General features: G+C 41.3%; 24 protein-coding genes and 1 pseudogene. 1 reads left to right on the plus strand and 24 read right to left on the minus strand.

The genetic code is table 11. The features are described from left to right. Positions 1-326: 326 nt before the first annotated feature. The 22 genes and pseudogenes from purB to ptcA form a co-directional block, all read right to left on the minus strand. The gene (gene purB, locus ACVR1G_RS09660; RefSeq protein ID WP_447452970.1) at positions 327-1,625 is read right to left on the minus strand and encodes an adenylosuccinate lyase; all 1,299 of its coding nucleotides are present in this window, start codon (positions 1,623-1,625) and stop codon (positions 327-329) included. 177 nt (positions 1,626-1,802) lie between these two features. Continuing rightward, positions 1,803-2,054, minus strand: coding sequence for a hypothetical protein (locus ACVR1G_RS09665; RefSeq protein ID WP_447452971.1), 252 nt, complete (start codon positions 2,052-2,054; stop codon positions 1,803-1,805). Positions 2,055-2,093: 39 nt separating this feature from the next. After that, positions 2,094-2,972: an NYN domain-containing protein gene (locus tag ACVR1G_RS09670; RefSeq protein WP_447452972.1), complete on the minus strand. Its 879-nt coding sequence runs from the start codon at positions 2,970-2,972 to the stop codon at positions 2,094-2,096. A gap of 178 nt (positions 2,973-3,150) precedes the next feature. Then, positions 3,151-3,546 carry an SRPBCC family protein gene (locus tag ACVR1G_RS09675; RefSeq protein ID WP_447452973.1) on the minus strand — a complete coding sequence of 132 codons (396 nt, stop codon included), beginning with the start codon at positions 3,544-3,546 and terminating at the stop codon, positions 3,151-3,153. Between the two features lie 47 nt (positions 3,547-3,593). Beyond that, a complete protein-coding gene (locus ACVR1G_RS09680; RefSeq protein WP_447452974.1) occupies positions 3,594-4,205 on the minus strand; it encodes a CPBP family intramembrane glutamic endopeptidase in 612 nt (203 codons plus the stop codon). A 70-nt stretch (positions 4,206-4,275) separates the two neighbouring features. Beyond that, the gene (locus ACVR1G_RS09685; protein WP_447452975.1) at positions 4,276-4,968 is read right to left on the minus strand and encodes an aspartate/glutamate racemase family protein; all 693 of its coding nucleotides are present in this window, start codon (positions 4,966-4,968) and stop codon (positions 4,276-4,278) included. Between the two features lie 63 nt (positions 4,969-5,031). Continuing rightward, positions 5,032-5,895: a hypothetical protein gene (locus tag ACVR1G_RS09690; RefSeq protein WP_447452976.1), complete on the minus strand. Its 864-nt coding sequence runs from the start codon at positions 5,893-5,895 to the stop codon at positions 5,032-5,034. A gap of 186 nt (positions 5,896-6,081) precedes the next feature. Continuing rightward, a complete protein-coding gene (purK, locus tag ACVR1G_RS09695) occupies positions 6,082-7,173 on the minus strand; it encodes a 5-(carboxyamino)imidazole ribonucleotide synthase (protein WP_447452977.1) in 1,092 nt (363 codons plus the stop codon). Next, positions 7,160-7,648 (minus strand): 5-(carboxyamino)imidazole ribonucleotide mutase, encoded by a 489-nt coding sequence (gene purE, locus ACVR1G_RS09700; RefSeq protein WP_057491552.1) that lies wholly within the window; start codon positions 7,646-7,648, stop codon positions 7,160-7,162. Before purE ends, purK begins: the two co-directional genes overlap by 14 nt. Before the next feature lie 238 nt (positions 7,649-7,886). After that, on the minus strand, positions 7,887-9,068 hold the full coding sequence (locus ACVR1G_RS09705; RefSeq protein ID WP_447452978.1) for an ATP-grasp domain-containing protein: 1,182 nt from the start codon (positions 9,066-9,068) through the stop codon (positions 7,887-7,889). Positions 9,069-9,127: 59 nt separating this feature from the next. Continuing rightward, the gene (gene purD / locus ACVR1G_RS09710) at positions 9,128-10,387 is read right to left on the minus strand and encodes a phosphoribosylamine--glycine ligase (protein ID WP_447452979.1); all 1,260 of its coding nucleotides are present in this window, start codon (positions 10,385-10,387) and stop codon (positions 9,128-9,130) included. A gap of 255 nt (positions 10,388-10,642) precedes the next feature. Continuing rightward, positions 10,643-11,023: pseudogene (locus ACVR1G_RS09715) on the minus strand (DNA adenine methylase); the annotation flags it as partial. A 213-nt stretch (positions 11,024-11,236) separates the two neighbouring features. Continuing rightward, complete coding sequence (locus tag ACVR1G_RS09720; RefSeq protein WP_447452980.1) at positions 11,237-12,010, minus strand: LamB/YcsF family protein; 774 nt, start codon at positions 12,008-12,010, stop codon at positions 11,237-11,239. Positions 12,011-12,033: 23 nt separating this feature from the next. Continuing rightward, positions 12,034-13,200 carry a biotin carboxylase N-terminal domain-containing protein gene (locus ACVR1G_RS09725; protein ID WP_447452981.1) on the minus strand — a complete coding sequence of 389 codons (1,167 nt, stop codon included), beginning with the start codon at positions 13,198-13,200 and terminating at the stop codon, positions 12,034-12,036. A gap of 36 nt (positions 13,201-13,236) precedes the next feature. Then, the gene (locus ACVR1G_RS09730; protein ID WP_447452982.1) at positions 13,237-14,247 is read right to left on the minus strand and encodes a 5-oxoprolinase subunit C family protein; all 1,011 of its coding nucleotides are present in this window, start codon (positions 14,245-14,247) and stop codon (positions 13,237-13,239) included. Continuing rightward, positions 14,237-14,977, minus strand: coding sequence for a 5-oxoprolinase subunit PxpB (pxpB, locus tag ACVR1G_RS09735; RefSeq protein ID WP_447452983.1), 741 nt, complete (start codon positions 14,975-14,977; stop codon positions 14,237-14,239). Before pxpB ends, ACVR1G_RS09730 begins: the two co-directional genes overlap by 11 nt. A 21-nt stretch (positions 14,978-14,998) precedes the next feature. Then, positions 14,999-16,201, minus strand: a complete 1,203-nt coding sequence (locus ACVR1G_RS09740) for an NRAMP family divalent metal transporter (protein ID WP_057491528.1) — start codon at positions 16,199-16,201, stop codon at positions 14,999-15,001. A 300-nt stretch (positions 16,202-16,501) separates the two neighbouring features. Further along, positions 16,502-17,485: a Gfo/Idh/MocA family protein gene (locus ACVR1G_RS09745; RefSeq protein ID WP_447452984.1), complete on the minus strand. Its 984-nt coding sequence runs from the start codon at positions 17,483-17,485 to the stop codon at positions 16,502-16,504. A 211-nt stretch (positions 17,486-17,696) separates the two neighbouring features. Then, entirely contained in the window at positions 17,697-18,635 is a 939-nt protein-coding gene (gene arcC, locus ACVR1G_RS09750) for a carbamate kinase (protein WP_447452985.1), read from the minus strand. 12 nt (positions 18,636-18,647) lie between these two features. Beyond that, positions 18,648-19,745 (minus strand): agmatine deiminase, encoded by a 1,098-nt coding sequence (aguA, locus tag ACVR1G_RS09755; protein ID WP_447452986.1) that lies wholly within the window; start codon positions 19,743-19,745, stop codon positions 18,648-18,650. Between the two features lie 19 nt (positions 19,746-19,764). Beyond that, positions 19,765-21,126 carry an APC family permease gene (locus ACVR1G_RS09760; protein ID WP_447452987.1) on the minus strand — a complete coding sequence of 454 codons (1,362 nt, stop codon included), beginning with the start codon at positions 21,124-21,126 and terminating at the stop codon, positions 19,765-19,767. 74 nt (positions 21,127-21,200) lie between these two features. After that, a complete protein-coding gene (gene ptcA / locus ACVR1G_RS09765) occupies positions 21,201-22,220 on the minus strand; it encodes a putrescine carbamoyltransferase (protein ID WP_447453010.1) in 1,020 nt (339 codons plus the stop codon). A 270-nt stretch (positions 22,221-22,490) separates the two neighbouring features. Between ptcA and ACVR1G_RS09770 the strand changes: the two genes are divergently transcribed. Next, positions 22,491-23,447 carry a response regulator transcription factor gene (locus tag ACVR1G_RS09770; RefSeq protein ID WP_447452988.1) on the plus strand — a complete coding sequence of 319 codons (957 nt, stop codon included), beginning with the start codon at positions 22,491-22,493 and terminating at the stop codon, positions 23,445-23,447. A 373-nt stretch (positions 23,448-23,820) separates the two neighbouring features. Here ACVR1G_RS09770 and ACVR1G_RS09775 read toward each other — a convergent pair whose 3' ends face one another. Together ACVR1G_RS09775 and ACVR1G_RS09780 are read right to left on the minus strand one after the other, a co-directional pair. After that, positions 23,821-24,987: a LysM peptidoglycan-binding domain-containing protein gene (locus ACVR1G_RS09775; RefSeq protein ID WP_447452989.1), complete on the minus strand. Its 1,167-nt coding sequence runs from the start codon at positions 24,985-24,987 to the stop codon at positions 23,821-23,823. Between the two features lie 689 nt (positions 24,988-25,676). Further along, a complete protein-coding gene (locus ACVR1G_RS09780) occupies positions 25,677-26,435 on the minus strand; it encodes a hypothetical protein (protein WP_447452990.1) in 759 nt (252 codons plus the stop codon). Positions 26,436-26,497: the final 62 nt, after the last annotated feature.

Below are 26,497 nucleotides of genomic sequence, written 5' to 3' on the forward strand. Positions count from 1 at the left end.
AGCACTTCTGGCTTATCCGTTTATTGTTTCTTGACAGGTTAATTCCTTAACCCGCACGCTTGGTTTCTTGTCTATTCAGTTCTCAAAGGTCTTTCCTGCCGCTAAAAGCAACTCTTATAGTCTACTATCTCATTTAGAAATTGTCAATACTTTTTTTAATATTTTTTAACTATAATTTTTACTGCCTTCTAGCCTTATTAGTGTACCATCATTTCCTGTATGCTGTCAATATGGCTTGAAAAAAATTAGAAAATTTTTCTAAAATGTTTTGCCAACCTTGGAAATAAATAACAAGCAAGTGAAGGCACCTGCTTGTACTTACTCTATCATTCCTCTAAGCCAATTCTTTTGAAAATTTCTTTCACACGCTTAGTATAATAGGCAGGATTGAAGATTTCGTCGATTTCTTCTTGGGTCAGGCGGGAAGTCACTTCTGGATCTGCTTCCAGCAGCGGTTTGAAGTCTATTTGATTATCCCAAGACTGGGCAGTCTTAGGCTGGACAAGGTCATAAGCCTCTTCACGGGTCATGCCTTTTTCGATCAAAGCTAGCATAGCACGCTGACTAAAAATCAAACCAAAGGTAGAGCCCATGTTGCGCTTCATATTTTCTGGGAAGACTGTCAGGTTCTTGACGATATTGCCAAAGCGGTTGAGCATGTAGTCAATGAGAATAGTCGTATCAGGCGCGATAATACGTTCAGCCGATGAGTGAGAAATGTCACGTTCGTGCCAGAGGGACACATTTTCATAGGCTGTCACCATGTGCCCGCGGATAACACGCGCAAGGCCCGTCATGTTTTCAGAGCCAATCGGGTTGCGCTTATGGGGCATAGCTGAGCTGCCCTTTTGACCTTTGGCAAAGTATTCTTCCACTTCGCGCTGTTCAGACTTTTGCAGACCGCGAATTTCCGTCGCCATGCGCTCAATTGAGGTTGCAATGCTGGCCAAGACTGCAAAATATTCAGCTTGCAGGTCACGCGGTAAAACTTGGGTTGAGATTTCCTGAGCACGGATGCCTAATTTGTCGCAGACATATTTTTCCACAAAGGGCGGAATGTTGGCAAAATTCCCAACAGCACCAGAGATTTTACCAGCTTCCACACCAGCGGCAGCATGCTCAAAACGCTCGATATTGCGCTTCATTTCGCTGTACCAAGTTGCGAGTTTGAGCCCGAAAGTCGTTGGCTCCGCATGGACACCGTGGGTACGGCCCATCATGATGGTGAACTTGTGTTCCTTAGCCTTATCAGCGATGATAGCCAGAAAATTTTCCAAATCCTTGCGAATGATGGCATTAGCCTGCTTGTAGAGGTAGCCGTAAGCCGTGTCCACTACGTCTGTCGAGGTCAAGCCAAAGTGCACCCACTTGCGCTCCTCACCCAAGGTTTCAGAAACCGCACGAGTAAAGGCCACCACATCGTGACGGGTTTGCTGCTCAATCTCCAAAATGCGGTCAACATCAAAATCCGCCTTCTCACGAATCTTGGCCACATCCTCCTTAGGAATCTCACCCAACTCAGCCCATGCCTCATCGGCGAGGATTTCCACCTCCAACCAAGCACGGTACTTGTTTTCTTCTGTCCAAATGTTTGCCATCTCAGGGCGTGAATAACGATCTAACATAATTTAAGATACCAAGGGCGACAAGAAAGCGACTGAATTTTTAGGAAACCAACGATGGACGCTTGCGTCCGAGGCGGTTTATCTAAATTCCGAGCTTTCCGCCCGGGTTCAGTTGCTATAACTTATAATCCATTCCTTTCTGTTTTACATTTTTATTATCAAGCTAACCAAAATTAACTATTTCATTAGATATTCACCGTATGTCATTTCTTCGATTTCAATATAATCCACCGAAGCATACTCTTCATCTGGATACTCAAAAGGGTCACTTAAATGTAATACCTCTGCACCAGTAGCCATAGCATTTTCAATTTCACTTGCATCACTATTTAATTCAGCTTCCTCGTATGTCTCATAAAATCCATCAGCAAATGAGTCACCATCACTTAAATATACAATAGGAACAAATCCAACTTTTTCATTATCCATAATTTCACCTCTATCTTATAAATATTCTTTATTTCAAAGCTATTTCGTTAATTTTTTGATAGTATATACAATAATGCTACCAGCAGCGACAGCACCCCCTGCAATCCAACTCCTTTTCCGTTTCCAAAACTCTTTATCTTGTCTTTTTTGTTCCTCTTGTAGACGTTTCTGTTCAGCAGCTTCATCCTCTGCTTCCTTTTCCAACTTGTTATTTTCCATTTGAGCCACATTTAGGATATTGTTAACTTCTGAAATTTGTTCAAAATCAATTATTTCGTCAATTTTAATCAAATAATCATCTTGATTAGTAACATATTGTAAATTTAATATTTTATTTTTGGCATTTTGCTTAGCTTGATTTAGTTTCCGTTCTTGTCCTTCTCTCTCAAGTCGAAGTTTTCTTTCTCCTAAATACTCTCTGGGGTAAATGCCGTCATTAAAATATACAACCTCATCAGCAACATCATCAAGGTAATTAATTTCTTGAAGACACCAATTCAAGTCTCCTGAAACATACTCTGAATTAATACTATCTTTCCATGACCAAAGAAATATTTTCCACTTTTTAGAATAGGCCTTCTCAATTAGAGAACGCATATCTAAATCTCCGCTCATAATTATGAGTTTTCCTGGAATTTTAGTTTCCGCAATATGTTCCATCCCCTCTACTAATATTTTACCATCCACACCTTTTTCCCCAGATTTGGTTCTTTCATAAGTATGAACTTCAAATCCATTATTCTCCATCGTTTTCCAAAAACTATCATTTGGAGGAGGAGTTGAACCAGCTAAGACTTTCTTCTGATTATTGTTATTAGTATATTTTTTTACAAATTTTATATAATCAATTCTTGCTCCGTACTCAAATTGATTTAATCCTATAAAAATATTTGAATTATCAATTAATAAAAGATCCATTTATATCCTTCCAGATAGAAAATAAAATTGTAGGAATTTTCCTATTTCTAGTTTACCACAACAATCACTCACTCAACGCTAATTACACGGTTTTTTAGTCAGTGTTCAGTTCAAAGAACAACATTGCCTTTCTTCTTCCCAATTTCTCTTTGTGCTAATGAACAGTCCTGTTTTACTATTAAACTTGCAACGCTTTTTCTAAATCTCGGAAATACTGTTTTTGTTGCTTTCTTAAATAAAGCCAGACAAATGGTGACAGGAGAGCGTTTTTAACAGTGACATCTTCTGTAAAATCCAGAACTGTTTGGCTATCATGATAATCAAACTGTCCTATCCAAGTGCCTTGGAGATTTTTGTTTTCAAACTCAAGTTCCCAGAGCTTGTACAAATCAACTTTGGTTACCTTAAAATTTGTCTGAATGCCATTTTGAGTGTATTCAATAAAATGGCTATCATCTATCTTTTCAAATTGACCAAGATCACTTCTCCAGATTTGATTTGATAAGTCTGTTACAACTTCCCAGACCTTATCAATGGGATAGGGGAAACTTGCTTTCCTATTAGATTTTACCACTATTTCTTCTCCTATTTATTAATACTATTTTAACGACTAGTTTGACGCTAAATCAACATAAACGCAGCACATATGCCTGAAAAAATATTAGCTGCCGCATGAATAATCCAACTTGGAATAATGGAACCTTGAGCCTTGTTTTCGTTGATATAGCCCATTCCATAAGCAATAGCAAACGTAAACACTGTAACCATCATTGTGGAACCAATATCCAGCACCTTTAAAAACATGAAACCATGTATCAAAGCAAAAAACAAGGACTGGATGGTATTAGCCAAAGGAAAGGCCAGCTTTTGCATAAGACGCTTCAATAAGAATCCTCTAAAAAACAATTCTTCCGGCAGAGCGGTATTAAATATTCCATAAATGAGAATGGCAGGCAAAACTTTAAAACCACCGCCTCGGAAAACGGTTGTCGCCGTTGATGCTCCTTTTAAGCGGAATAAAATAAAAAGAGAAATGAGTAAAAATAATACTGTCATCACTAGCAAAGGCACAAAGACTTGTTTAAAATCATGTCTACGGACTTTTCTAAAGCCTAGCCAGTCTAGAAAGGTAGCGTGTTTCCTGTCTATACCAAACCAATAAATAAATGGAATGATAGCAAATAACACTATTTCTAAAAAGCTGCTGATGACTTTTGAGATGAATAGTTCCATGTGTTAACCTCCTGATACCATCATACCATTTCAGCACCTTCTGTCAAAGTTGTCACAGGTTTCTTTCGAGCTATTCATTCATCGCCAATTGTGCGGCTTTCTCTGCGTGGATAGCTGTTGTGTCATAGAGGGGGAGGTCTGTGTCTGCTTGTTTGACAAGGAGACCAATCTCTGTGCAGCCTAGGATAACGGCTTGGGCGCCAGCCTTTTTCAAATCATCAATGATGGCAAGGTAGGTTTGCTTGGAACTGTCTTTAATGTCTCCCAGACAAAGCTCATCATAGATGATTCGGTTGACCTCAGCAATGCCAGCTTGATCTGGAATCAGTACTTCGAGTCCAGCCTCAAGCAGCTTATCCTTGTAAAAATCTTGGGTCATAGTGTACTTGGTACCTAGGAGACCGACTTTTTGAATGCCATTTTCAAGAAGGGCCTCAGCAGTTGCCTGCGCAATGTGCAGAATAGGAACGGTGATTTTTTCTTGAATCTGCGGAGCCACCTTGTGCATGGTATTGGTGCAAATAACAATGAAGTCAGCACCAGCCTGCTCCAGCTTCTGGGCAATTTGGATCAGCACTTCCGCACTCTTAGCCCAATCGCCGCTGGCCTGATAGCGCTCAATCTCCGCAAAATCAACACTGTAAAGCAGAATCTTAGCCGAATGCAGACCGCCAAGCTCTTTTTTGATTGTTTCGTTGATGAGCTGATAATAAGTCGTTGTGCTCTCCCAGCTCATGCCGCCGATAAGACCGATTGTTTTCATGTTTGTTCTCTCATCTAAAATTCAGCTATATTATAAATCTTTTTAAGTTTTTACCAATTTAAATTATTTCAAAAGTATTCCTGAAATTATATTAGCTAAGGTAGCCGACATAGCAGCTTTTACAAAAGATTTATCAAACCAATTCTCGTTTTCTTTGACAACCGAATTAAATGTATTAGAGTCCTGTTCTTTACTTGCATTTAGCAATTCTGTAAAAACTTTTATTATCTCATCCGAAAAATTATTTTCATTAATTATACGTTCTAAATCTGCTGCTAATTCTTCCCAAGGCAAACTTTTATTTGTTTCTAAATTAGAATTAGATATTTTTGCATCCTCAACAATGTTGGAATTGGATATTGCATCACCTTTAATTGCGATAGTATTTTTTTGTCCAAAATCAGTACCAACAATATTATCATTTCCTGTTACACTAGTTTCATTTACTGTTTTACCTTGAATTATTTCTTGAGTACCTAAACCACTGTTGATATTTTGGTTTTTTATATCAATATAGGTTGTTTGGTCTTTAATATTAAACGATTTTTTTATTACCTCTGAAACTTCATCTCTAAAGTTTTTATCTTCGAAAAATAAATAATAATTTTTACTTGATCCAAGATTAAATTCAATAAAATACTTATCTTTCAAATGTTTCTGATATCTTTGATAGATGATATACCCCAACACACCTAAAACAACTATTGGTATAATCTTCGGTATAAAATCTATAAATAGAAGAGAGAAAAAGAGTAGAGCAACTATGATTTCTCCCATTGTAACTTTAAATTTCAATTCCGAATTACTCATCATAGAAATATTATCTATTTGAATAGTATTATTTCTCATTGATAAGATGTTATTGTCTATTTCTAAACTGTCTGTTTTTAAAGTATTATTATCAGTATTAAAAAAATCTACTTCCATGTTTGTTTTCCCCTTTATAAATACTTAAAAGCAAATTGCTCTCTTCCCTTATTCAAAATCTTCTTTCCCTAACAACAACTTTATCAATTAGGAAGAAAATCGCTTAACCCAAATGACAGAGACAAATATTTAACAATATATTGATAAAGCTCATTAAAATTTTCTCTATAATTCTTTAAGTTCCCATTAAAAATCTGCTCCTTCCCCAAACTCCCTCGCTTCATCAGGCTCATCACTAAACACCGTCACATGGCCCATTTTGCGGTTGTGCTTGGCTTCTGCTTTGCCATATAGGTGGAGGTGGGCGCTAGGGTTTTTGGCAACATAGTCTTGCGCTGCTTCTATGTGTTGGCCGAGGACATTGAGCATAACAGCTGGGGCATGGAGGTGAATTTCTGGAAGGGGTGCACCGAGCACGCCTAGGATATGGGTGTCAAATTGCGAAAAGTCGCAGGCTTCGATAGAGTAATGCCCTGAGTTGTGGGGGCGCGGGGCGATTTCGTTGACAATGATATCATCGGCTGTCGCAAACATTTCCACGCAGAGGGTGCCTGAGAGATTGAGTTTTTGGGCAATTTGCACAGCCATGGTCTTGGCCTTCTCAGCCAGTTGGTCTGAGATGCGGGCTGGGACAACGGTCTTTGAGAGGATATTGTTGTGGTGGATATTTTCCTGAACAGGGAAAACTGTCACGTCCTTGCCATTGCCTGACACGATGACCGAGATTTCAAGGTCAAAGTCCACAAATTCTTCCAAGACACACTCAGTAGAATTGGCTAATTGGCTAGCGGCAGCTAAATCGTCGCTGCTTTTAATGACAACTTGACCGTGGCCATCGTAACCGCCTGTGGCCGTTTTCAAGACATAAGTCTTGCCCAAATCCAAATTCTCCAAGTCTAGGCTGGAAGTCACGACCATATAAGGAGCGACTGTCACGCCGGCCTTGTTGGCGAGGAAGTCTTTTTCAAAAATACGGTTTTGCGAAATGCGCAGCAGGTCAGTCCCCTGCGGCAGCTGACCGTCCTTGATGACCGCGTCCAGTCCGTCAGCATCGACATTCTCAAACTCATAGGTCAGCACATCGCAGCGCGCTGCCAATTCTCGTAAAGCATCCACATCGTCGTAAGATGCCACAATCATGTCAGACACGCGCGAAGCAGGACAGTCCGCCGTCGGATCCAGTGTCACCACCTTATGGCCCATGTAAACCGCTGCAATAGCCATCATCTGCCCCAGCTGGCCGCCGCCAATAATACCAATGGTTTTAGTTGAGCTCATCCGTTGACGCCTCCGCGATTTTTCCTTGTTCCTCTGCAAAATCTGCAAGCAGCTTTGCCAAATTCTGATCTTCAATCGAGAGAATTCGCAGGGCAGTAAGAGCAGCATTAGTAGCTCCCGCTTCTCCAATGGCCATAGTTGCCACAGGTACGCCGCCCGGCATTTGCACGATAGAGTAGAGTGAGTCAAGCCCTGAGAGGGCGCGTGATTTGACAGGCACACCGATAACAGGCAGCGTTGTTTTGGCTGCTACCATACCCGGCAAGTGCGCTGCACCGCCAGCACCTGCAATGATAACCTTAATGCCGCGGTCGCGTGCTTCTTCAGCGTGTTTGAACATGAGGTCTGGTGTGCGGTGAGCAGAGACCACTTTTTTCTCATAAGCCACACCGAATTTGTCCAAAACCTCGGCAGTTTTTTGCATGGTGGCCCAGTCGGATTTGGAGCCCATGATAATAGAAATAATTGGTTTCATAATAAGATACAAAGGGACATTTCGGTTTACCGAAAATTTCAGTAGAAAAATAGGAAACTAACGACGACGCTTGCGTCTAGGCAGTTTTATCTTTTTTCTTAGGAAATTAGTCCCGTGTTCAGTTCCTTTCGTTTTTTTATGTTATAGCGACTTTTGGTTATTTGCGAAAATCCCGTAGAAAAGAATAAGTAACCTAAACGAAATATTCCTTTTCCTTTGAATAAATGGAATCTTTTACTCAAATATTTTTTAGGGTGGCTGCTTCCACACTGTAATGTTTAACAGTATTATTGACCAGTTTTGTGACACTTCCAGGATTTATCAATAATCGGATTGTAATAATGGCAAGAGGAATAAAACTCAAAAAGTCTTTCCAAACTGGTGTTAAAACCTCCTCACTATCACTTTTTAAAAGCCATTGTCCTGTTGTTTGCAATATCTTTCTCCTGCTCTTGGTTCTTTCAGCAGTGCCAATTATCAATGCCAACAAACTGTGTGTTTTTACTCCAGCCTTTCCTATACAGATATCAGGCTGAGAGCAGCTGCCATTGCTTAATTCTATCATCATTTTCGGGAAATTAACCCCCGCTTTATAAGCATTAGCAGGTTCAACCATTCTGGGATTGCACTCTATATAATAAAATTGATGATGAACACGTATAAAATCCAAGGTTAGACTTCCATGCCATTTTAAATAACTTCCTAACTTTTCAACATGTTTTTTCGTTATTTCAGATTCTATACTTAATCTAGCAGCAGCTGAACCACCAGCACCAGATGCAACCTTTATACTAGAATGAACTGCAAGTAATTTCCCGTGATTAAATATTGCTTGAACTTGCCCATATTCTCCTTTTATATCTTGCTGAACCATCCATTTTTCATCATTGGCCAATAAAACGCTCGCGGCTCTGGCCAAATCTTCTTTACTTGTAATTTTATAAACCGAACGTCCAGCAGTGCCATGGTCTGCCTTTAGCCAATAAGGATAGGAAAGCGAAATAGATTCTAGTTTTTCCACACGCTCCCATTTAGGAATCGGCAAATTTAACTGATCTGAAATTTCAGCAAAAGCGATCTTCCCGGCTAACTTTTCAAATTGTTCCTTATCAGCAAGCGCTACTGGCAAATGAGTTGGTAAAAACTTCTTCCCACTTGCCAATAACCAGCCTTCTTCATGTGTTGGCAAAATAGCCACATAATTTTTTTGATGAAACAGCTGATTAACTTGTTTCAAATAATCTACAGGAAAACGATTCACATCAACTGTCGGAATTCTATGAGTGAGTCGACTGAATCTTGCAATAGAAAACTTATCAGGAGACAAGACATCAACTTCGTAGCCCTCTTTTAGCAATACTGTTAGCGTCTCTCTTGAAGTTAAGCTAGAACCTTCTAAAAATAGCAGTCTATTTTTCATTTTTCAAACACCAAAATTTTATATTCAAGCCTCATGTCTCAATATTTAATGCGCCTGAATTATAAAGCTTTGCTTCCGATGTCATGTCGGTAAAAGAGGCCTGTTGTTTCTTGTTGGGCAAGTTTCTTGTAAATTTTTTCCTGCGCAGCTTTGACGCTGTCGGCTGTGGTAACCAGCATATAGACACGGCCGCCGTTTGACAGCAGCGCTTTGCTATTTTCCGAAAACTTAGCCCCTGCATAATAGGTGATAATGTCGCCGTCGGTCTTTTCTGGTAAAGCCACGCCTTTTTCGTAGGCCAGCGGATAGCCATCTGAAGCGACCACCACACCGAGGGTCACACCCCCATCCAGCCAAGTGATGTCAGGCTCCTTACCAGCCAAAATGTCCGTGATGTTCTGCGCGAAGTCAGAAGTCAGGCGCGGTAAAATAATCTGGGTCTCGGGATCGCCAAAACGGGAGTTGAACTCAATGACCTTAGGACCATCCTTGGTCAAGATAAGCCCCGCGTAAAGCACCCCAAGATAAGGACGCCCTTCCCTAATCATGCCATCAAGCACTGGCTTGACAATGCTGTCAACCGACTGGTCAATCACGCTTTGTGGTAGGTGGGGAACTGGTGCATAGGCCCCCATACCGCCTGTATTTGGCCCCTTGTCACCGTCATAGGCACGCTTGTGATCCTGCGCCGCAGGCATGACGTAGAACTTATCCCCATTGACAAAGGCAAAGAGCGAGAACTCCTCACCGTCCAGAAATTCTTCGATAACCACACGCGCACCAGAATCGCCAAACTTATTGTCCAGCAGCATCTCGCGCGCTGCTTCGACTGCCTGCTCCACGGTTTCAGCTACGACAACGCCCTTGCCCAACGCTAAACCATCAGCCTTAACGACGATTGGTGCACCTTGTTTCTTGATATAAGCCTTGGCTTCTTCAAAGTCGGAAAATGTGCCATAGGCTGCTGTCGGAACCCCGTATTTGACCATGATTTCTTTAGCAAAATCTTTCGACCACTCCAGCTCCGCTGCTGCCTTAGTCGGACCAAAAGCCTTGAGCCCAGCCTGATTAAAATCATCAACGATGCCAGCTGCTAAGGCATCATCAGGACCGATAAAGGTCCAAGCGATGTCATTTTCTTTAGCAAAATCAATCAAAGCAGAATGTTCGGAAATTCCAATATTAACCAAATCCAACCCATCAAGGGTCATGCCATCATTGCCGGGCGCCACAAAGACCTGCTCAACCTGCGGAGACTCCAACAACTTCCTCGCAATCGCATGCTCGCGACCGCCAGAACCAACAACCAAAAGTTTCATAGCTAAGATACCAAGAGCGAACAGAAAAGCAGCAGAATTTTAGAGAACCAGCGCCTTGTGTCTGCACAAAAGCCCACTCGCACCTTAAGGCAGCCACAGTTGCGACCAACTAAAGCTAAAACAACTGTAACTCTAAATCCCCCGCTTTCCGCCCGGGTTCAATTCCTTTCATTTTACGAATTATACAGGACTATTATAACATATTTGTTCGGGAGTTTGAAATGAAGGGAAAGAAAAAGTACACGCTAGAATAGCCTAACGTATACTTACTTGTGCCAATTGTAAAAATTTTTCGATATGACCAATTTCTGTTTCTTTTGAAAAGAAAATATATTCAATGCCCTTGCTTGGTTTAGTAACAGAGTAGTTAAGATAGTAAAGGTAATTTTCATAAGCTGAATATAGATCCCCAATAGTGATATTATAATCATATGTCACAATCCATTGTTTGTCAGACATATATTTTTCGATTGTTTTTGCTAAACTCTCGTGGTCTTTAGGTTTATAAAAATTTGTATAAAGACCTGGTCCTTTTTCGTAATATGGTGGATCAAAAAATGTGAAAGAATTTTTTGTTCTAGATATTGACCTTCTAATAAATTCTTCAGCATCTGAATTATAAATTTTAGGCGCTTTTGCTAGTTAACAAAGACATAGAGTAAGGGATGCTGCACATTCAAGTAAAGACCTGCTGGACAACCCGGCAGGTCATACCCAGAGCTTCTGCTACTAACTTAAGAAGCTCCGTTCTTTTTTTATTTAGCAAAACGCATGCCAAAGAAAACACTAAAAACCGTTTCAATACAATGCTGAGTTTTTTATGGATTATTGAGGAGCTTGTGCAGAAGCTCAGTCAACAATGTCTGCCAAAGGGCTAATTGTGATGCCTTTCTGTTGAAAGGCTTGTCTGATTTCTTTGACAAATTGAAGCGCTTTGGGACCATCACCGTGGACACAAACGGAATCAGCTTCAATCGGTATGGTCTTGCCATCAATACTAACAACTGTCTTATCCTTAATCATTTGAATCAAGCGTTCAATAGCCAAGTGTTCATCGGTAATCATGGCGCCTTCTTTGTTTCGGCTAACCAAGGAGCCATCATTTTCGTAGGCACGATCAGCAAAGACCTCCTTTGCCACTCGTAAACCGCTGGCCTTGGCAGCCAGCGCTAATTCACTGGCTCCGGGACACAAAAGAATTAACCTGTCATCGTAACTGGCAACCGCCTGAGCAATGGCTCTGGCCAGCTTGCTGTCTTTGCAGGCCATATTATAAAGAGCACCGTGGGGTTTCACATGCTGCAGTTGCATATTGCTGGCCTTAGCAAAAGCATCTAAGGCTCCTATCTGATAGGTCGTATCGGCTGCAGCCTCTTTGGTGCTTATCTGAAGGTTGCGGCGGCCAAAGCCCATTAGGTCAGAGAAACCTGGGTGAGCTCCCATAGCAATTTTATTTTCCTGAACCAACTGGGTTGTTCTTAGCATAACCAAGGGATCTCCTGCATGAAAGCCACAGGCAATATTCGCTGAGCTAATCAAAGGAATAATTTCACTGTCTTGTCCCATGTGATAAGCACCAAAGCTCTCACCTAAGTCACTATTCAAATCAACTTTATATGTCATACTGATCTCCTTGGGTTAAGAATTCATAATGATTCTATCAAATTTTTATCAATCTTACCTTCTCTAAATTTGGGGTCTTCCATTATACTATACTGAAAATCCAAATTGCTTTCAACACCAAGCACTACCATTTCATCTAAGGCTGCCTGCATTTTTTGAATGGCCGCCAATCTATCGGCTGCCTGAACAATAATCTGAGCAATTTCTGGATTATAATTTTCAGGAATTTGATAACCAACATAAAGAGCGGTATCCACCCTGATACCATTTCCCGCAGGCAGATGCAAATGCTTTACTAAGCTAGACTCTGCCTTAGAATCTTTGCAGGAAAGCTGTGTTCTAATACGGCAGGCAAGAGCATACCCCTTGCTAGTAATGTCTTCCTGTTTAAAAGATAGGAGCTGCCTGTCGGCGATTCTAATCTGCTCAACAATCAGGTCTGTACCCGCTACCATTTCTGTCAAAGCATGGCCAGATAAGATGCTAGCAGTGACTCCTCTAAAATAGAATCGATTTGATTTGTCCATCGCAAAGCTAACCGTCCCGGCATTGGTATAGTGTGTAGCCTTAGCGATCTCAACAGCAGTCTGTGCTAAATTTTTTCGACTTTTCGTATCAAGAGCAGGTGAGGGCGTCTCTTCCAGTATTGTCTGTCCATTTTCCTGACTCAAACAGTCCCTTTCTCCCAAAGCAACAATATTGCCAAAATGATCAGCAACAATTGGGACTTCAATCGTTCGAGAAGAGTCCACGAATTCTTTTGCAGTTTCATTAGAATTAATAGCTGAATTTTCAGATAAGAGATTAGGATTAACTTTTGCCACTATCTGATCCATTTGAGAATTATCATGCAGCTGTTCAAGAAGCTCGGGACTCGGTCCAATAAAAATAAGGCCGTGTTGTTGACAAAGCTTGGCAAACTCGGCATCTTCTGCCAGAAAATCATAGCCCGGATGAATAGCATCGGCTCCCGTATATAAAGCAGCCGAAATCATATGCTTCTGGTTCACATAACTGTTTTCAAGCGAGTCCTGACCAATGCAAAGGCTTTGGTCTGCCAGCTGTACATGAAGACTCTTGGCATCCTCTTTGGAATAGACAGCAACTGACTGGATTCCCAGGCAGCGACAAGCTCGAATAATGCTGACCGCTATCGTGCCGCGGTTGGCTACAAGTATTTTTTCAATCATCGCATTTCCTACTTAAATATCACACAATTGCAACGTTCAACCTTGCTCAAAAAGGGCGGCTAGACGTTTAGCAGTGGGACGTCTCGTTAGTACTTCCGGGCAGGGCTGGTAAATCTGGCTGCGCATTTGTTCCAATTTAGCGGCTTCCTTTTGTAGCAAGTCTTGGGCTTCTTCAACCGAAACAGCCTCAAAGTTAATGCTGTGATTCATCTTTCTTTGAACCAATTTTGGAATATCCACAGAAATAACCGCTGCTATTTTGGTATAGCCACCCGTTGTCTGCCGATCGGCCAATAAGACAATGGGTTTGCCGTGAGCTGGCACCTGGATGGCACCAAAAACAGTCGCATCCGAAATAATATCTGCCTTGTCCTTGTGGGCAATAGAGGGACCGTCTAAACGGCAGCCCATGCGATCAAAATCTTTGGTAACCGTATAGGTTTCCCTTAGAAAAGTCTGCAGACCTTCTTCCGTAAAATGCTGTGCCTGAGGCCCTAAAACAACCCTTAAAACAGCCGCATCCTGATCAAAGTCATCCGCCGGTAGTTTTCGGGATAAAAAGTGAGGCAGGTACAGACGCTTGCTGCGAAAGGGAATATAGTCATCCGCTTGTAGCTGCCGGCCTTTAAAGCCTCCCAGGCCAACTTTAACATTGGTTGAGCGGCTCCCCATGACTTCTGGAATTTTCAAGCCGCCAGAAAAACTAATGTAACCCCGCGAACCCGTCCTAGCACCGCCAAAGGCTAGAACATCTCCTTCGTGTATATAAAGAGCAGTATACATGGCTGCCGGCTCTCCGTTGATTGTCGGCTGAAAATCACCGCCGGTGATGGCAATAATCGTATCCTGAGTGAATGCTAAGGTTGGGCCCACCAGAGAAAATTCAAGAACAGCTTCATTTTCAGGATTGTCCAGCAGAAGATTGGCTATCCGAAACGATCTGACATCCATAACACCCGAAACACTGAATCCTTGACTTTGATAACCATTGCGGCCGCTGTCCTGAACAGTTGTCATAAAACCCGGTTTGATGATTCTAATGCCCATCCCTGACCTCCTCTCCGGTCAATACAGTAACCTCATAATTTCCTGCCAAAACCGCTTGATAAATGTTATCATAATCGGATTCGTCAATAACCTTAAAACGAATATAATCACCAGCTCCAAAGATAAAGGGCTGCCGTCTTTGAGGGTCATAGGTCTTAAGAGGTGTTCTGCCAATTAAACGCCAGCCGCCAGGAGAAGCCATAGGGTAAATACCTGTTTGGCTGCCGCCAATGCCAACACTGCCAGCTGCAATAGTCAGCCTTGGATTTTCCAAACGAGGCGTATGAATGGTCTCATCGAGACCACCTAGATAAGGAAAACCTGGCAGAAATCCCAGCATATAAATGAGATAGTCACGGCTAGTATGCCTGGCAATGACTTCCGTTTCTGTCAGACCAGCATTCTGAGCGACAAAGGACAAATCCGGACCGTATGCTCCACCATAGCAGACAGGAATTTCAATAATTCGCTGTTGAACTTGGCTTTCCTTGACCTCCTGTTGCAATAAAGTATCTAATTGATTTATTAAACTATCGTAAGAGAGGAGACGCGGATCATAACTGATTAGCAGGGAAGCAAATGCAGGAACCATGTCAAGAATCCCTTCAATAGACTGTTCTTTCAGCCACTGAAGGATAGCTTTGATTTTTTGATTTGTCTCCTGCTTGATTTCCTGCTCGAATTCAATCAGCAGGGCTGAATCACCAGCTGTTCTAATCCTGTATTCCATACAAGCCCCCTTTCATTCTCATTATGAGAACAATTGTCCCAAATTTCCTAAGGACACTATTCCTAAATAAGCCGTAATCCCAACAACAATGACACCCAGCCAGAACAGCCATTTAGGATGCTTATAAACTGACCCCATAATGCTGGTTTTTTGGCTGGCAATGAGACAAATACCTAAAGTCAAAGGCAAAATCAAACCATTTAAGGCTCCTGCAACAACCAATAAATTAGCCGGCTGTCCTAAAAAGGCCATGATGAAGGTCGAAATAATGATAAAAACAATGGTAACCGCTTTTTCGTATTTAGCAACTGTCTTGCTTAAGGTCTTTAGAAAAGAAACCGAGGTATAAGCTGCACCAACGATTGAAGTTAAGGCTGCTGACAGGAGCACCAAACCAAAGAAACGGTAACCAAGTTCACCAGCCCCTTGCTTGAAAGCATCTGCTGCTGGATTATTGGGATCTAAGGCAGCACCTTTGGCAACAACACCTAAAATAGCCAGAAATAAGAAAATGCGAACAATTGTTGCAATCGAAATTCCCGTAATGGAACTTTTCTTAACATGATCTAAATTTTCCTGTCCTGTAAAACCAGCATCAATCAAACGGTGAGCTCCTGCAAAGGTAATGTAGCCTCCAACCGTGCCACCTAAAAGCGTTAAAATAGCATTGAATAGATTTGAAAAGCCTGCTGATGGCATAAAGGTCTCTTTTAAAGCGCTTCCATAAGGAGGATTAACAATGAGAATAACAAGAAAGATGACGAGAATCATCAGGCCGCCCAATATCTTGGTGAAAGTATCCATAGCTGTCATGGCATTTTTAAAGAGAAAAATTAAAATGGCCAGACCGCCAGCTAAGAAATAACCGACTTCTGTAGGAAGACCCAACAAGGTATTAAAACCAAGCGCTCCTCCGCCGACATTTCCAATATTAAAAACAAGACCGCCTAAAACGATCAGAAAAGCCAGAACATAGCCTAATCCCGGCAGCACTTTATTAGCAATATCCTGTCCTCTCAAACCGCTGACCGTCAATACACGCCAGATATTGGTCTGAACAATCAAGGCTAAAGCAATCGAAGCAAGAATAACAAAGCCAAAGCTAGCTGAGAAGTCACTGGTAAATTTTGCCGTTTGTGTTAAGAAACCAGGCCCGACAGCAGATGTTGCCATGATAAAAGCAGCTCCCAAGAGAGCACCTTTGTTTCTCTTTTTGTTGTTCATATCTATCCTCCCTTTATCAGAATACTTACATTATAGCCCACAAAAGATAACTTGCCAAGGAAAATATACAAATTGATGTTAGATTTTGTAACATCTTCTCTCGCTATTTGAAAAATCCTGTCTTAAAAAATTCTGAGCCGCATTATTTTACAGCGGCTTAACAAAAAGCTCTGCATGTTGTATGCAGAAACTCTTTTGTTCAAATACAGTCTTGGCTTGAACCTGACATAGATGGCTTTTTGTCTGATTTAACTTTTGACAACAGCTATAGACTCAAGGTAATACGTTCTTGAGTTGTTTTTATTCTTCTTCAGGATAGGTCATTCCCCATTCTCGGCGCAGCTGGGTCATGATGGTCATGACATCTTGTGTATAGTCCAGGTGCATGCTGTCCTCGATACCTGCGACCGCTTTTTCCATATCGGCGACTTCGTAGGCCAGAGCCTGAGCGGTGTCTCCTACTTCGATCACTTCTTGATGGCCATCCTCGGTATAGGTGATGACTGCTTTTTGACCGCGCGGATACTCATAAATCTCGATATAGCCTTTATCATAAGCAATAGTTCCCCGTTTAGGCTGCTTAGCGTGGAGGCTGAGGGTAATAGTCGCCATCTCGCCTTGGTCATTGGTCAGAAGGATACCGACCTGCTCATCCACACCTGTCGGTGCCAGCTTAACCTGCGAAGCTATCTGGTTGGGGCTCGATACCATAAACCAGCGAACAAAGGACAAAGCGTAGACGCCGATATCCAATAAGGCACCGCCCGCCAAATCGCGACTAAAGAAGCGATTGGTCATATCGTAGTCTTTATAGCTGCCAAAGTTCATCTGAATGAACTTCAATTCCCCCAACTTGCCGGAATTTACAATCTCTGAGAGTTTACGGTAAATGGGCATGTGGAAAATCGTCATGGCCTCCGCTAATACAGCATGATTTTCCTCTGCCAGCTGAATAGCCTCTGTTAGTTCCTCAGAATTAAGGGTAATAGATTTTTCGCAGAGCACATGCTTACCTTTTGTCAAAGCCTTGCGCAGAAAATTAATGTGGGTATTGTGGGGTGTTGAGATATAAATAATATCAACGGCTGGATCTTCAAACACCTCATCAATCTTGTCATAGACTTTCTCAATCCTATATTTTTCAGCAAAGGCCACGCCCTTTTCGTAAGTGCGATTAGCAACTGAGTAGAGTTTTCTGCCCTGAGCTTGCAAGGCCTGAGCTAATTCATTAGCAATGACACCCGTTCCTAAGGTTGCCCAATTGTACTGCTTGGTTCCTGTCATAATAGTCTCCTAACGCTGGTTCAATCATCTTATAAAATATCCGCCTTGTCGCATCAAAGAAGCGGTGATCCTAATAATTTCATTGTACAAGAGTAAACAAAGGATGTAAAGAAAAAGGATAAATAGGAATTGGAAAAGACCAGCTAGACCACCAAAATTTTAGGCCATAAAGCAAAAGAACGTCCCAACCGAGGCGTTCTTACTTATAGAATTACCCATCTGTAACTACTGTCCCGACCCCTTGCTGGATATAAGGGAGCTGGTCGAAAGAGGTAATCACTGCTGTTTTGGTAGATTCATAGACAAAGTCAATAGCTGCTTGGATTTTAGGAAGCATACTGCCTGCTGCAAACTGATTCTGAGCAATGTAGGTCTTAAGCTCAGAAGCCGTGACGGCTTCCAAGGCCTTTTGCTGAGGTGTATTGTAGTTGATATAGACATTGGTTACGTTTGTCAGGATAATCAGCCGATCTGCCTTAATATTTTTCGCTAGCATCATAGCAGAAAAATCTTTATCAATAACAGCTTCGATCCCCTGATAAACACCTCTATCATAAATAACTGGAATGCCCCCACCACCTGAACAAATTGGAATAATACCGTCTGCAACAAGACTTTTAATAGCAGCATTTTCAATAATTTTCATTGGATAAGGCGACGGCACTACTCTGCGGTAACCGCGACCAGCATCTTCCTTAAAAACAGCACTTGTTTTAGACTTTTTCCTTTCAAGCACGGCTTCTTCTTTACTGTAAAAAGAACCAACCGGCTTGCTGGGATTCTTAAAAGCAGGATCTTCTTTATCGACTAAAACTTGAGACACAGTGGCTACAACAGAACTGGGGTTGTTGCGTTGCTGTAACTCATTTTTTAAGGCATTTTGCAACCAGTAACCAATACTTCCTTGAGTCATAGCAACGCAGGTATCAAGACCAAACGCTGGATTAATATCCGACTCACCAGCTCTTTGCTGATTAAGCAGATTGCCAACCTGCGGTCCATTCCCGTGGCAAATGACCACCTTTTCTCCTCTTTCAATAAAATCAGCAATAGACTTAGCAACAGTCTTGACTACCTTTTTTTGACCAGTATCAGTTGGATCCTTGTCCAAAATAGCGTTGCCACCTAGGGCAATGACATTAGTAGCCATAAGTCACCTCACTTATACACTGGGCTCCTGTTGAGTGATGCAGTGAATGTTGCCTCCGCCATAAACGATTTCGACTGTGTTAACACCCACTACTTCCTTATCAGGAAAGAATGCCTGAATTTGCTCCAAGGCTAGAGCATCATTTTCATCACCGTACTGAGGAACGATAACACCCCCGTTCGTGATGAGGAAATTCATGTAAGAAGCAATGCAGATATCTCCATCCTCACGTGGGATAGTCCCTTCCACATAATCAATGGCAAAATCACCCTTGATGGTAATCGTATTAACTGGGCAGCAAAGTTTATGAACCTTTAGCCGACGCCCCTTGGCATCAGTCATTTTACTTAGCCTTGCATAAGCGTCTTGGGCAGCCTCGTAAAAAGGACTGCTGACATCGTCCGTATAGATACAGGCAACTTCACCTGGGGCGATAAAGCAGGCCACATCATCAATATGACCGTTAGTTTCCTCTGGATCAATACCGTCTTTGAGCCACAGAACTTTTTCACAATTAAGGTAATCACAAAGTTTTTTCTCAATCGCTGCACGAGTCAGCTGTGGATTACGTCCTTGACTGAGAAGGCACATTTCAGTTGTCAAGACAGTACCCTCACCGTCCACATGAAAAGAGCCTCCCTCTAGGATAAAATCTGATGTGCGATAGGAATCAGCCCCTTCAATCTCACATATTTTTTGCGCTACTAGATCGTCCTGATCCCAAGGGAAATAGAGACCATCTACTAATCCACCCCAGGCATTGAAGGCCCAGTCTACAGCTCTGCGCCGGCCTTGACCATCGATAACAAAAGTTGGTCCACAGTCCCGCACCCAAGCATCGTTGCTGGAAACCTCATAAACTGTGATCTCAGGAGGCAGCTGTCTGCGGCAATTCTGAAATTGCTGAGCAGAGACAAGCACATTCATATTTGTAAAACGACTGATAGCACGCGCAACATCCGCAAAAGCCTTTTGTGCTGGCTTGCCACCATTGCGCCAATTATCTGGACGTTCTGGCCAAATCATAAAAACCTTATCTTGCGGTGCATACTCAGCTGGCATATAAAATCCGTCTGCTTTGGGTGTCTTACCATTAATCCTTTTTGCCATGTTACCTTTCCTCCAAATTTCATTTATTGATATGCTTTAATTTAATAATGAACTCCCCAATAATAATACAAAGAAGAGATCCGATAGTAATTGGCAGCTGCTCTGTCAGGCTGGCCTTGTCAAAGGAGAGAGGCAGGGCTGTAAATATTAGTGAAATGGTAATTAAAACCATTGGCAAAACTACCAAAACTTTGAGCAAGCCTAATCCCCCACGAACCTCAAAGGGTCTATGGATGTCTGGATCAATCTGCCGCAATCTATAAAAGGCTGGAAAAACAGGCACGTAAGATAGCAAAAACATAACCAAATTAAGAGAAAAGAAAGCCCAAAATAAATCCTGATTAGGAAGAAAAGGAGCTGCTATGATAACCACGCTTGCTACTGCTCCATTCATAACAGCCGAGCCAACTGGCATTTTATTTTTTTGACTTCTAATCTTAAATACACTAGGTAAGTCTCCGTTTTCCGCTGCATAGCAGGCCGTATTGTTGACCCCTAATGACCAGGAAATCATATTGCCAAAAAGGGTGGTTAGAAAAAGCACTGCCATAAGAATAATAAACCATCCACCAGAAGAGCCTGTTAACAGTTTAAAGCTATCCATCATACCGCTGCTTGTTGAGATTTCTCTAACAGGGATTGCAACACCAATTCCAAAAGCTGAAAAGATATAAATCGCAGCAATCACTATCCCAGCCACGATAATTGACTGCGGAATCTGTTTTCTGGGATTTTCCATATCATTGGCAAAGGTGCAAATAACCTCAAACCCTAACAGATTAAAAATGATAACAGAAATGAAAGAGAGACTCTTAAGATCAAAACTTGGCAAGAGTGACCTTAAGGTCACATCATTAGCCATTCCTTTTGTTAAAGCCGTATAAACACCAAGCAGTCCGACTAGGAGCGCTAAAATCATCTTAATCACGGCTGCACCATTTAATATCCAGATGCTGTCACTCACCGGGTAAAAGCTAATCCAAACAATAATCCATGTAAAAACGAGCTCAATAACAACCTGCAGAGGTACAGAAAACCTAATGCCCGTAATTGTTGTCAAAAGTCCCGGCGTCATAACAGCCAAGGAAGCCAACCATAGGGGAAAATTAATCCAATAGTACCACGAGACCCGCGATCCCCAGCGATGTCCGTAAGCCTTGGTTACCCAATCGTAAATCCCGCCATCTCCAATATAAGTTGTCCCCAGTTCTGATGAAATCAAGCCATAAGGGAGCAAGAAGGCAATGAGCAGAAACAGCCACCAGAAAAACTGAGAGTTCCCAATAACAGCGACCGGCGCTGCTGCTTCGGCAACAAATACAACACAGATGACTGACAGTACCGCACTTATCAGGCTAAATTTTTTCTTTTGTTCTTCCATAATGACTGCCTCTCTTATGAACAAAAATATCTTGCTGAAGTAAGGAAAAGCTCTACTCAGCAACGGCTTTATGGTTACTGATTTTGAAGGAAGTCTTCTAAATCAGCCCTTGCCTCAGATTGAAGTCCCGCATCAAGCGGATGCCTATTTTCATAATCTCTCACAAGATAAACAAGCAGTCCTCTGATAGAGGTTAGGCGATTCTCTGCTTCATCAAAGCAAATGGAATGAGCACCGTCCATCACTTCATCTGTTACTTCTTCTCCCCGAGTTGCGGGCAGACAGTGCATAAATTTACACTGGCTACCTGCTTTTGCCATCATGTCGCTATCCACTTGATACTTAGGATAAAAAATTCGCATTCGCTCTTCTTCTGACAACTCAGCTTCATAAAGTCCATACCAAACATCTGTATAGAGAAAATCGGCACCTTCAATAGCGTCTTCCTTATCTGTCACACTATATTTACCGCCAGAAACAGCGCAGACAGCATCTAATTTTTCTTTATGTTGATCATTAAGCTGGAAACCTTGAGGACCAAAATGGACAAACTCCATCCCCATCTTAGTTACCATCAAGCCCAATGAAAAGCAAACCTGCGTAGCATCTCCAACAAAAACAACCTTACAATCCTCCAGACTTTTACCAGCCGGTAGATGTTCTAGCATGGTACAAAGATCACCAAGTTCCTGTGTTGGATGATTATAATCCGACATCCCGTTGATAACAGGTATGTAAGCATAGCGCGCTAAATCAACAACACTTTGATGGCGCTCAACACGCGCCATTAGGATATCATCTAAACGTGACAGAACCCGACTAGTATCTTCGATGGTTTCATGGCCGCCTAACTGAATTTGTCCCGGCGCAAGATACTGTGCGTGACCGCCTAATTGCGTCATAGCTGTCTCAAAAGAAACCCGTGTCCGCGTAGAAGTTTGCTGAAAAATCATACCCAGCGTTTTATTTTTTAATAAGGGTGGATAATATCCCTGCTTGATACAGGCTTTGATTTTCAAGGACAACTCTGCCAAATTGAGCAACTCTTCCTTGCTGAAATCCTCTGTGGTAATATAATCTTTTTTTGCATCCATCATCGTGCTACCTCCTTTTAATCGTTAAGCTTAAACCTGATTTATTGTAAGACTCTTTGAGTATAAGCCGTTCCGCCTAAGTTGAAAATAATCTTCAAGCTGTAAACCTCTTATTTCTCTAAATTCCGCTAAGCTTGCATTTTAGCGTGGAGCATCTAAACTGAATAATGTAAAGTTTAGATAAGTTTAGTCCCTAGGTTGATATAAAAATGTAATCGTTTTATGCTACAATTAAGCCGATATAGCCATAGGAAGTAGAGGATATAGACTATGGAACTGATTTATCTTTACAGTGTCACCTTGCTTATCATTTATGCTAGTGCCTTCTCCTTATCTCTCCTAGCTTTTTTAATTGAAAAGAACCAAGTTCTGAAATCAATATTTGGAATCCTTGCTATTTTTTTTACCTGTTTTATCTTAAATAGCAGTATCATCTCTATGACAGAGCTAATTAGATCATTTACACAATTTTACAATCAAACATTCGTCGGACTGCCAACGTCAAAATTAGTCCTGTCTGCCATTATTAACTTTTGTCTGCTAAAGATTATTCTTCTCTTAAGTGATCAAAAATTTACGATAGCCTATTACTTACCCTTGATAGTGAACATTGTGTGGATGCTGGCAGCTACCTACCTTGTTCAATCCCCACTGCAGGTTTTTTTATTTTATCTCCCAAATCAGCTTTTCCTATTTTACTGTGGGTGTTTAGCCATTCTAAAATCTTCCCGCGCTCTGGATCAGAACAAACCCTACAATTTCTACCTAAGGGGTATGGGGATCATTTGTCTAATTTTTGCAATTAGTATTACACTGGAAGACTTCATCGTTATTTTCTATATTGATCACTACTCATCCCTTAACCTAAAAATTCAAAACCGCAATTTTAATGAAGACCTCTTTTCAATAACCTATGCCATTATCCTTAGCTACTCCCTTTTAAAAAACCTGCGATTAAAGTTTAACAACCAAACAAGAAATGTGGATCTAACGAAGGAGACGACCGCCGCCTTTAAAAATTTTTGCTCCAACTATGATCTTACGGCTAGAGAAAGCGAAATTCTTCAGCTCCTTCTTAAACATAAAAATAACCAAGAGATTGCTGATTCCCTTTATTTATCTGTAGGGACTGTTAAAACCCATACTCACAATATCTATATCAAACTGAATATCAACAAAAGAGAAGAATTATTCAATCTTTATCAAGAATATTCCGCAGCTTTTTAGGCAAACAGCCAGAATAGCGAAATTAATCGGCTAAAATTATCTTGTCTAGAAAGAGACCGTTTGGGGTCGCTGTTTAAACATTAAAAAAAGACCGTCGCATCTCAGTAACTAACAAACAGTTTCATCAATAGTCTGCTTATCCACCTTACTAGCAGCTCGTCTGCTGAAGTTTGTTCAACTTTGTTTGACTCATGTCGCAACTATTTTAAGATAGTTCACTAACTCTTGATTTTTATATTAAGCTCTTTTATGGTTTTACGATAAAGAATTGCTGCTTTGAGGGCCTAATTGAAGTACCTTTCACACACCCCTTATCTGATATACAAAAAACACCTAACTGAATAGCTAGGTGTTTATATCTTTATCTAAATCATTAGCTGTTAAATGATACGTGGACATGATCGTAGTGGTTCGCTGTAGCATCACCGCGGTCTGGCATGTCGTTCCAAGTGTAAGCTGGACCGTAGATATTGTCAGTCGGAGCATAGAATTTTTGCTGATAAATCACGTAAGAGATATTATTAGCTTCCATGTTTGAAGTTGCGTAATCAGCAACTTCTTGACCGAGTTGAGTATTGTCATAGGTCATAACATCAACAGCGTTACCTGTTCCGTGGTCGCCCGAGTCACCTGGACGAACACCGCCGATATCAGTAGCTCCGTAACGGTTGGCAACATCATTAGCGAAAGCTGCTGCAGATGGCTGAAGACCTGTAGTATCGACGGTCGCACCAGTTCCTTGAGCTGCTTCCGATGTCGCTGTTGGCTGTACTTCTTCTTGTACTGGAGCAGCAGCCTCTGGGGCCGCCTCAGCAGCTGGAGCCTCTGATTGTGCTGGAGCTTCCGAAGCGACAACTTCTGCTTGGCTAGCTTCTGACACAGGAGCTACCTCAGCTGTTGAAGCTTGCTCAGCTGCCTGACTGGCTGTTTGTTCAGCATTAGTATCAGCTGCTTCTGTCGCTGCTGGAGGAACTGCCGCTTCTGACTGCACCGGAGCTGGCGCTTCTGCTACTTCAGAAGATTGGGTTGCTTCTGATGACTGAGCTGCTGGATATTCCGCAGGTACTTCAGTGTTCACCGCCGGTGCCTCACTTGAAGCTGGTGTCTCAACTTCATCTAAAGAAGTCGTTGTATCACCAACAGTCACTTCATTGGTCGAAAGATTGACAGAAGCAGACTGACCTGCATTTGCACTGTCACCCGCACCCTCAATCGTAACACCTGTGGCATTGTGCTGAGCGTCATAAGTTGTTGTAATAGTTGTTCCTGGATAAATCAAATCGATGTTAGCAATTTGGTTAACCTTAGCTAACACATTGACATCTACACCCATAGCTTGCGCGATGGTGCTGAGTGTATCACCAGTTTTAACAGTATAAGTGCTAGTATCTCCTTGATTGACAAGATCCATTTTAACTTCTTCAACTGAGCGAGGAGCCCAGTTTTGGTTTGCCGAAGCTTCTTCAGCCTTAACATTAACAGCTGCAAAAAGCGATAGAGCAACAGTTGAGGCTAATAGCATTTTTTTGTTGAGTTTCATGTTATAAGTCCCTTTCTTTCTACCCAGTCAATCAACCGAGTTTTATTGGAGAGGTTCGCTATTCAAAGAAGCGAATACACCTAATCATTTTTAGTACGCTATCTATCCTATCACAGATTTTCAAAAAATCCACCTCAACGGCTCGCCTTAACAAAAGTATATTATAGCTGTAATATTTGACTTATTTGTAATACCCTACTAATTAGTAATTTTAAAAAACAAACTGCCTAAATAGCTATCTATCACTAATGTGCCAGAGGCTGGGTAAAACTCGTCCAGTATTCCTCTTTTAGAATAAGCTCTTGACGCAGAAGGCTAGTCGGGTAAGCCAAGAAGTCTTATCCCTGAACAGTTCGTTAGAGAATGGGACAGAAGTTATTTTTTTATATAAATCGACTTCATCGTCCTGCCTCCATTTTGGATATAGGAATCTGCCGCGAGAAACAGCGAGAAATAAACTAACTAGAACTTTAAAAAACTGGCTCCTGTTCCATACAGAAGCTCAGTCCTCCTTTTAAAATATATCATCCAACTTTTGAAGTGAAGTCTAATGCCCTTGGTATAACTTTTCAATTAATGTTCCCGTCAAACTCCCGATCCCATAAATTTATCAAAAGGGAGTCAACAGCTGAAATAAGGAATATTCAAGTCCAATAGAGAACAGCAGCTGTTGACTTTTTAAACACCAATCATTTTATGAAGTCATCACAAATATAGCTTTCTTCTGGCAAGATTGGATAGCTTACATTATACTTTTCTTTAATTAATTTACAGTAGCCATTTGTACCGACAGAGTATTCTTGGTAGATTTTTTCATCAGCGATGGTTGTATAATAAATTTTTAATAGCTGGGGAACGTGGGTAAAAATCGCTGACGCACCCCTACTGCCATTTAACAAGAACTTAAAAATCGCCTCTTGATGTTCTCTTGATACAACATAAATCCTTTGACTGTCGCTTAATTTTGGAATAAGAGCATAGCTTCCTTGATTTCCAAATTGGATTTGAAGATCAAATACAGGACGACTATTTTGAATTTCAACTGACAAAACCTTGTCTTTTTTGTCTTCTGCAGCATAGAACTCTTTAAAATTCTGTGTTGTCAGCTTTTTGGTATTTGTATTACGATTGGTTAACCCAAACCAATATTTATCATGATAATAAATAGAGCAGCCTGATTTAATCGTTTGATAATCATACTCTAAAAATAATTTTGGGCGCTGCCGTTTGAGATTCTTTTCATTTTCTAAATAAAGTTGAAAATGAATAACAACTAGTGAGATGACAATACCAGTCATCGCTCCATAAAAGCTCAACCAATCACCTAAATTAGTATCTAACAAGCTAGAAATAGAAGATAAAATAAATGAAAATATCGGCCCAGAAATAACAACCAATACAATAAGCAAGACTAAAACTTTCCTATTTTCCTTAAAATACTTCAACATAACTAATCCTTTTTAAAAAGAGACTGGGACAGACACATCGATAGTATTACTACCAATTGTAT

It is taken from the genome of Streptococcus dentasini, assembly GCF_053206945.1.

What these genes read in the sequence shown, in the direction of transcription:
- purB (WP_447452970.1), bottom strand. Translation starts at nt 1,625, where the DNA reads ATGTTAGATCGTTATTCACGCCCTGAGATGGCAAACATTTGGACAGAA.
- ACVR1G_RS09665 (WP_447452971.1), bottom strand. Translation starts at nt 2,054, where the DNA reads ATGGATAATGAAAAAGTTGGATTTGTTCCTATTGTATATTTAAGTGAT.
- ACVR1G_RS09670 (WP_447452972.1), bottom strand. Translation starts at nt 2,972, where the DNA reads ATGGATCTTTTATTAATTGATAATTCAAATATTTTTATAGGATTAAAT.
- ACVR1G_RS09680 (WP_447452974.1), bottom strand. Translation starts at nt 4,205, where the DNA reads ATGGAACTATTCATCTCAAAAGTCATCAGCAGCTTTTTAGAAATAGTG.
- ACVR1G_RS09685 (WP_447452975.1), bottom strand. Translation starts at nt 4,968, where the DNA reads ATGAAAACAATCGGTCTTATCGGCGGCATGAGCTGGGAGAGCACAACG.
- ACVR1G_RS09690 (WP_447452976.1), bottom strand. Translation starts at nt 5,895, where the DNA reads ATGGAAGTAGATTTTTTTAATACTGATAATAATACTTTAAAAACAGAC.
- purK (WP_447452977.1), bottom strand. Translation starts at nt 7,173, where the DNA reads ATGAGCTCAACTAAAACCATTGGTATTATTGGCGGCGGCCAGCTGGGG.
- purE (WP_057491552.1), bottom strand. Translation starts at nt 7,648, where the DNA reads ATGAAACCAATTATTTCTATTATCATGGGCTCCAAATCCGACTGGGCC.
- ACVR1G_RS09705 (WP_447452978.1), bottom strand. Translation starts at nt 9,068, where the DNA reads ATGAAAAATAGACTGCTATTTTTAGAAGGTTCTAGCTTAACTTCAAGA.
- purD (WP_447452979.1), bottom strand. Translation starts at nt 10,387, where the DNA reads ATGAAACTTTTGGTTGTTGGTTCTGGCGGTCGCGAGCATGCGATTGCG.
- ACVR1G_RS09720 (WP_447452980.1), bottom strand. Translation starts at nt 12,010, where the DNA reads ATGACATATAAAGTTGATTTGAATAGTGACTTAGGTGAGAGCTTTGGT.
- ACVR1G_RS09725 (WP_447452981.1), bottom strand. Translation starts at nt 13,200, where the DNA reads ATGATTGAAAAAATACTTGTAGCCAACCGCGGCACGATAGCGGTCAGC.
- ACVR1G_RS09730 (WP_447452982.1), bottom strand. Translation starts at nt 14,247, where the DNA reads ATGGGCATTAGAATCATCAAACCGGGTTTTATGACAACTGTTCAGGAC.
- pxpB (WP_447452983.1), bottom strand. Translation starts at nt 14,977, where the DNA reads ATGGAATACAGGATTAGAACAGCTGGTGATTCAGCCCTGCTGATTGAA.
- ACVR1G_RS09740 (WP_057491528.1), bottom strand. Translation starts at nt 16,201, where the DNA reads ATGAACAACAAAAAGAGAAACAAAGGTGCTCTCTTGGGAGCTGCTTTT.
- ACVR1G_RS09745 (WP_447452984.1), bottom strand. Translation starts at nt 17,485, where the DNA reads ATGACAGGAACCAAGCAGTACAATTGGGCAACCTTAGGAACGGGTGTC.
- arcC (WP_447452985.1), bottom strand. Translation starts at nt 18,635, where the DNA reads ATGGCTACTAATGTCATTGCCCTAGGTGGCAACGCTATTTTGGACAAG.
- aguA (WP_447452986.1), bottom strand. Translation starts at nt 19,745, where the DNA reads ATGGCAAAAAGGATTAATGGTAAGACACCCAAAGCAGACGGATTTTAT.
- ACVR1G_RS09760 (WP_447452987.1), bottom strand. Translation starts at nt 21,126, where the DNA reads ATGGAAGAACAAAAGAAAAAATTTAGCCTGATAAGTGCGGTACTGTCA.
- ptcA (WP_447453010.1), bottom strand. Translation starts at nt 22,220, where the DNA reads ATGGATGCAAAAAAAGATTATATTACCACAGAGGATTTCAGCAAGGAA.
- ACVR1G_RS09770 (WP_447452988.1), top strand. Translation starts at nt 22,491, where the DNA reads ATGGAACTGATTTATCTTTACAGTGTCACCTTGCTTATCATTTATGCT.
- ACVR1G_RS09775 (WP_447452989.1), bottom strand. Translation starts at nt 24,987, where the DNA reads ATGAAACTCAACAAAAAAATGCTATTAGCCTCAACTGTTGCTCTATCG.
- ACVR1G_RS09780 (WP_447452990.1), bottom strand. Translation starts at nt 26,435, where the DNA reads ATGTTGAAGTATTTTAAGGAAAATAGGAAAGTTTTAGTCTTGCTTATT.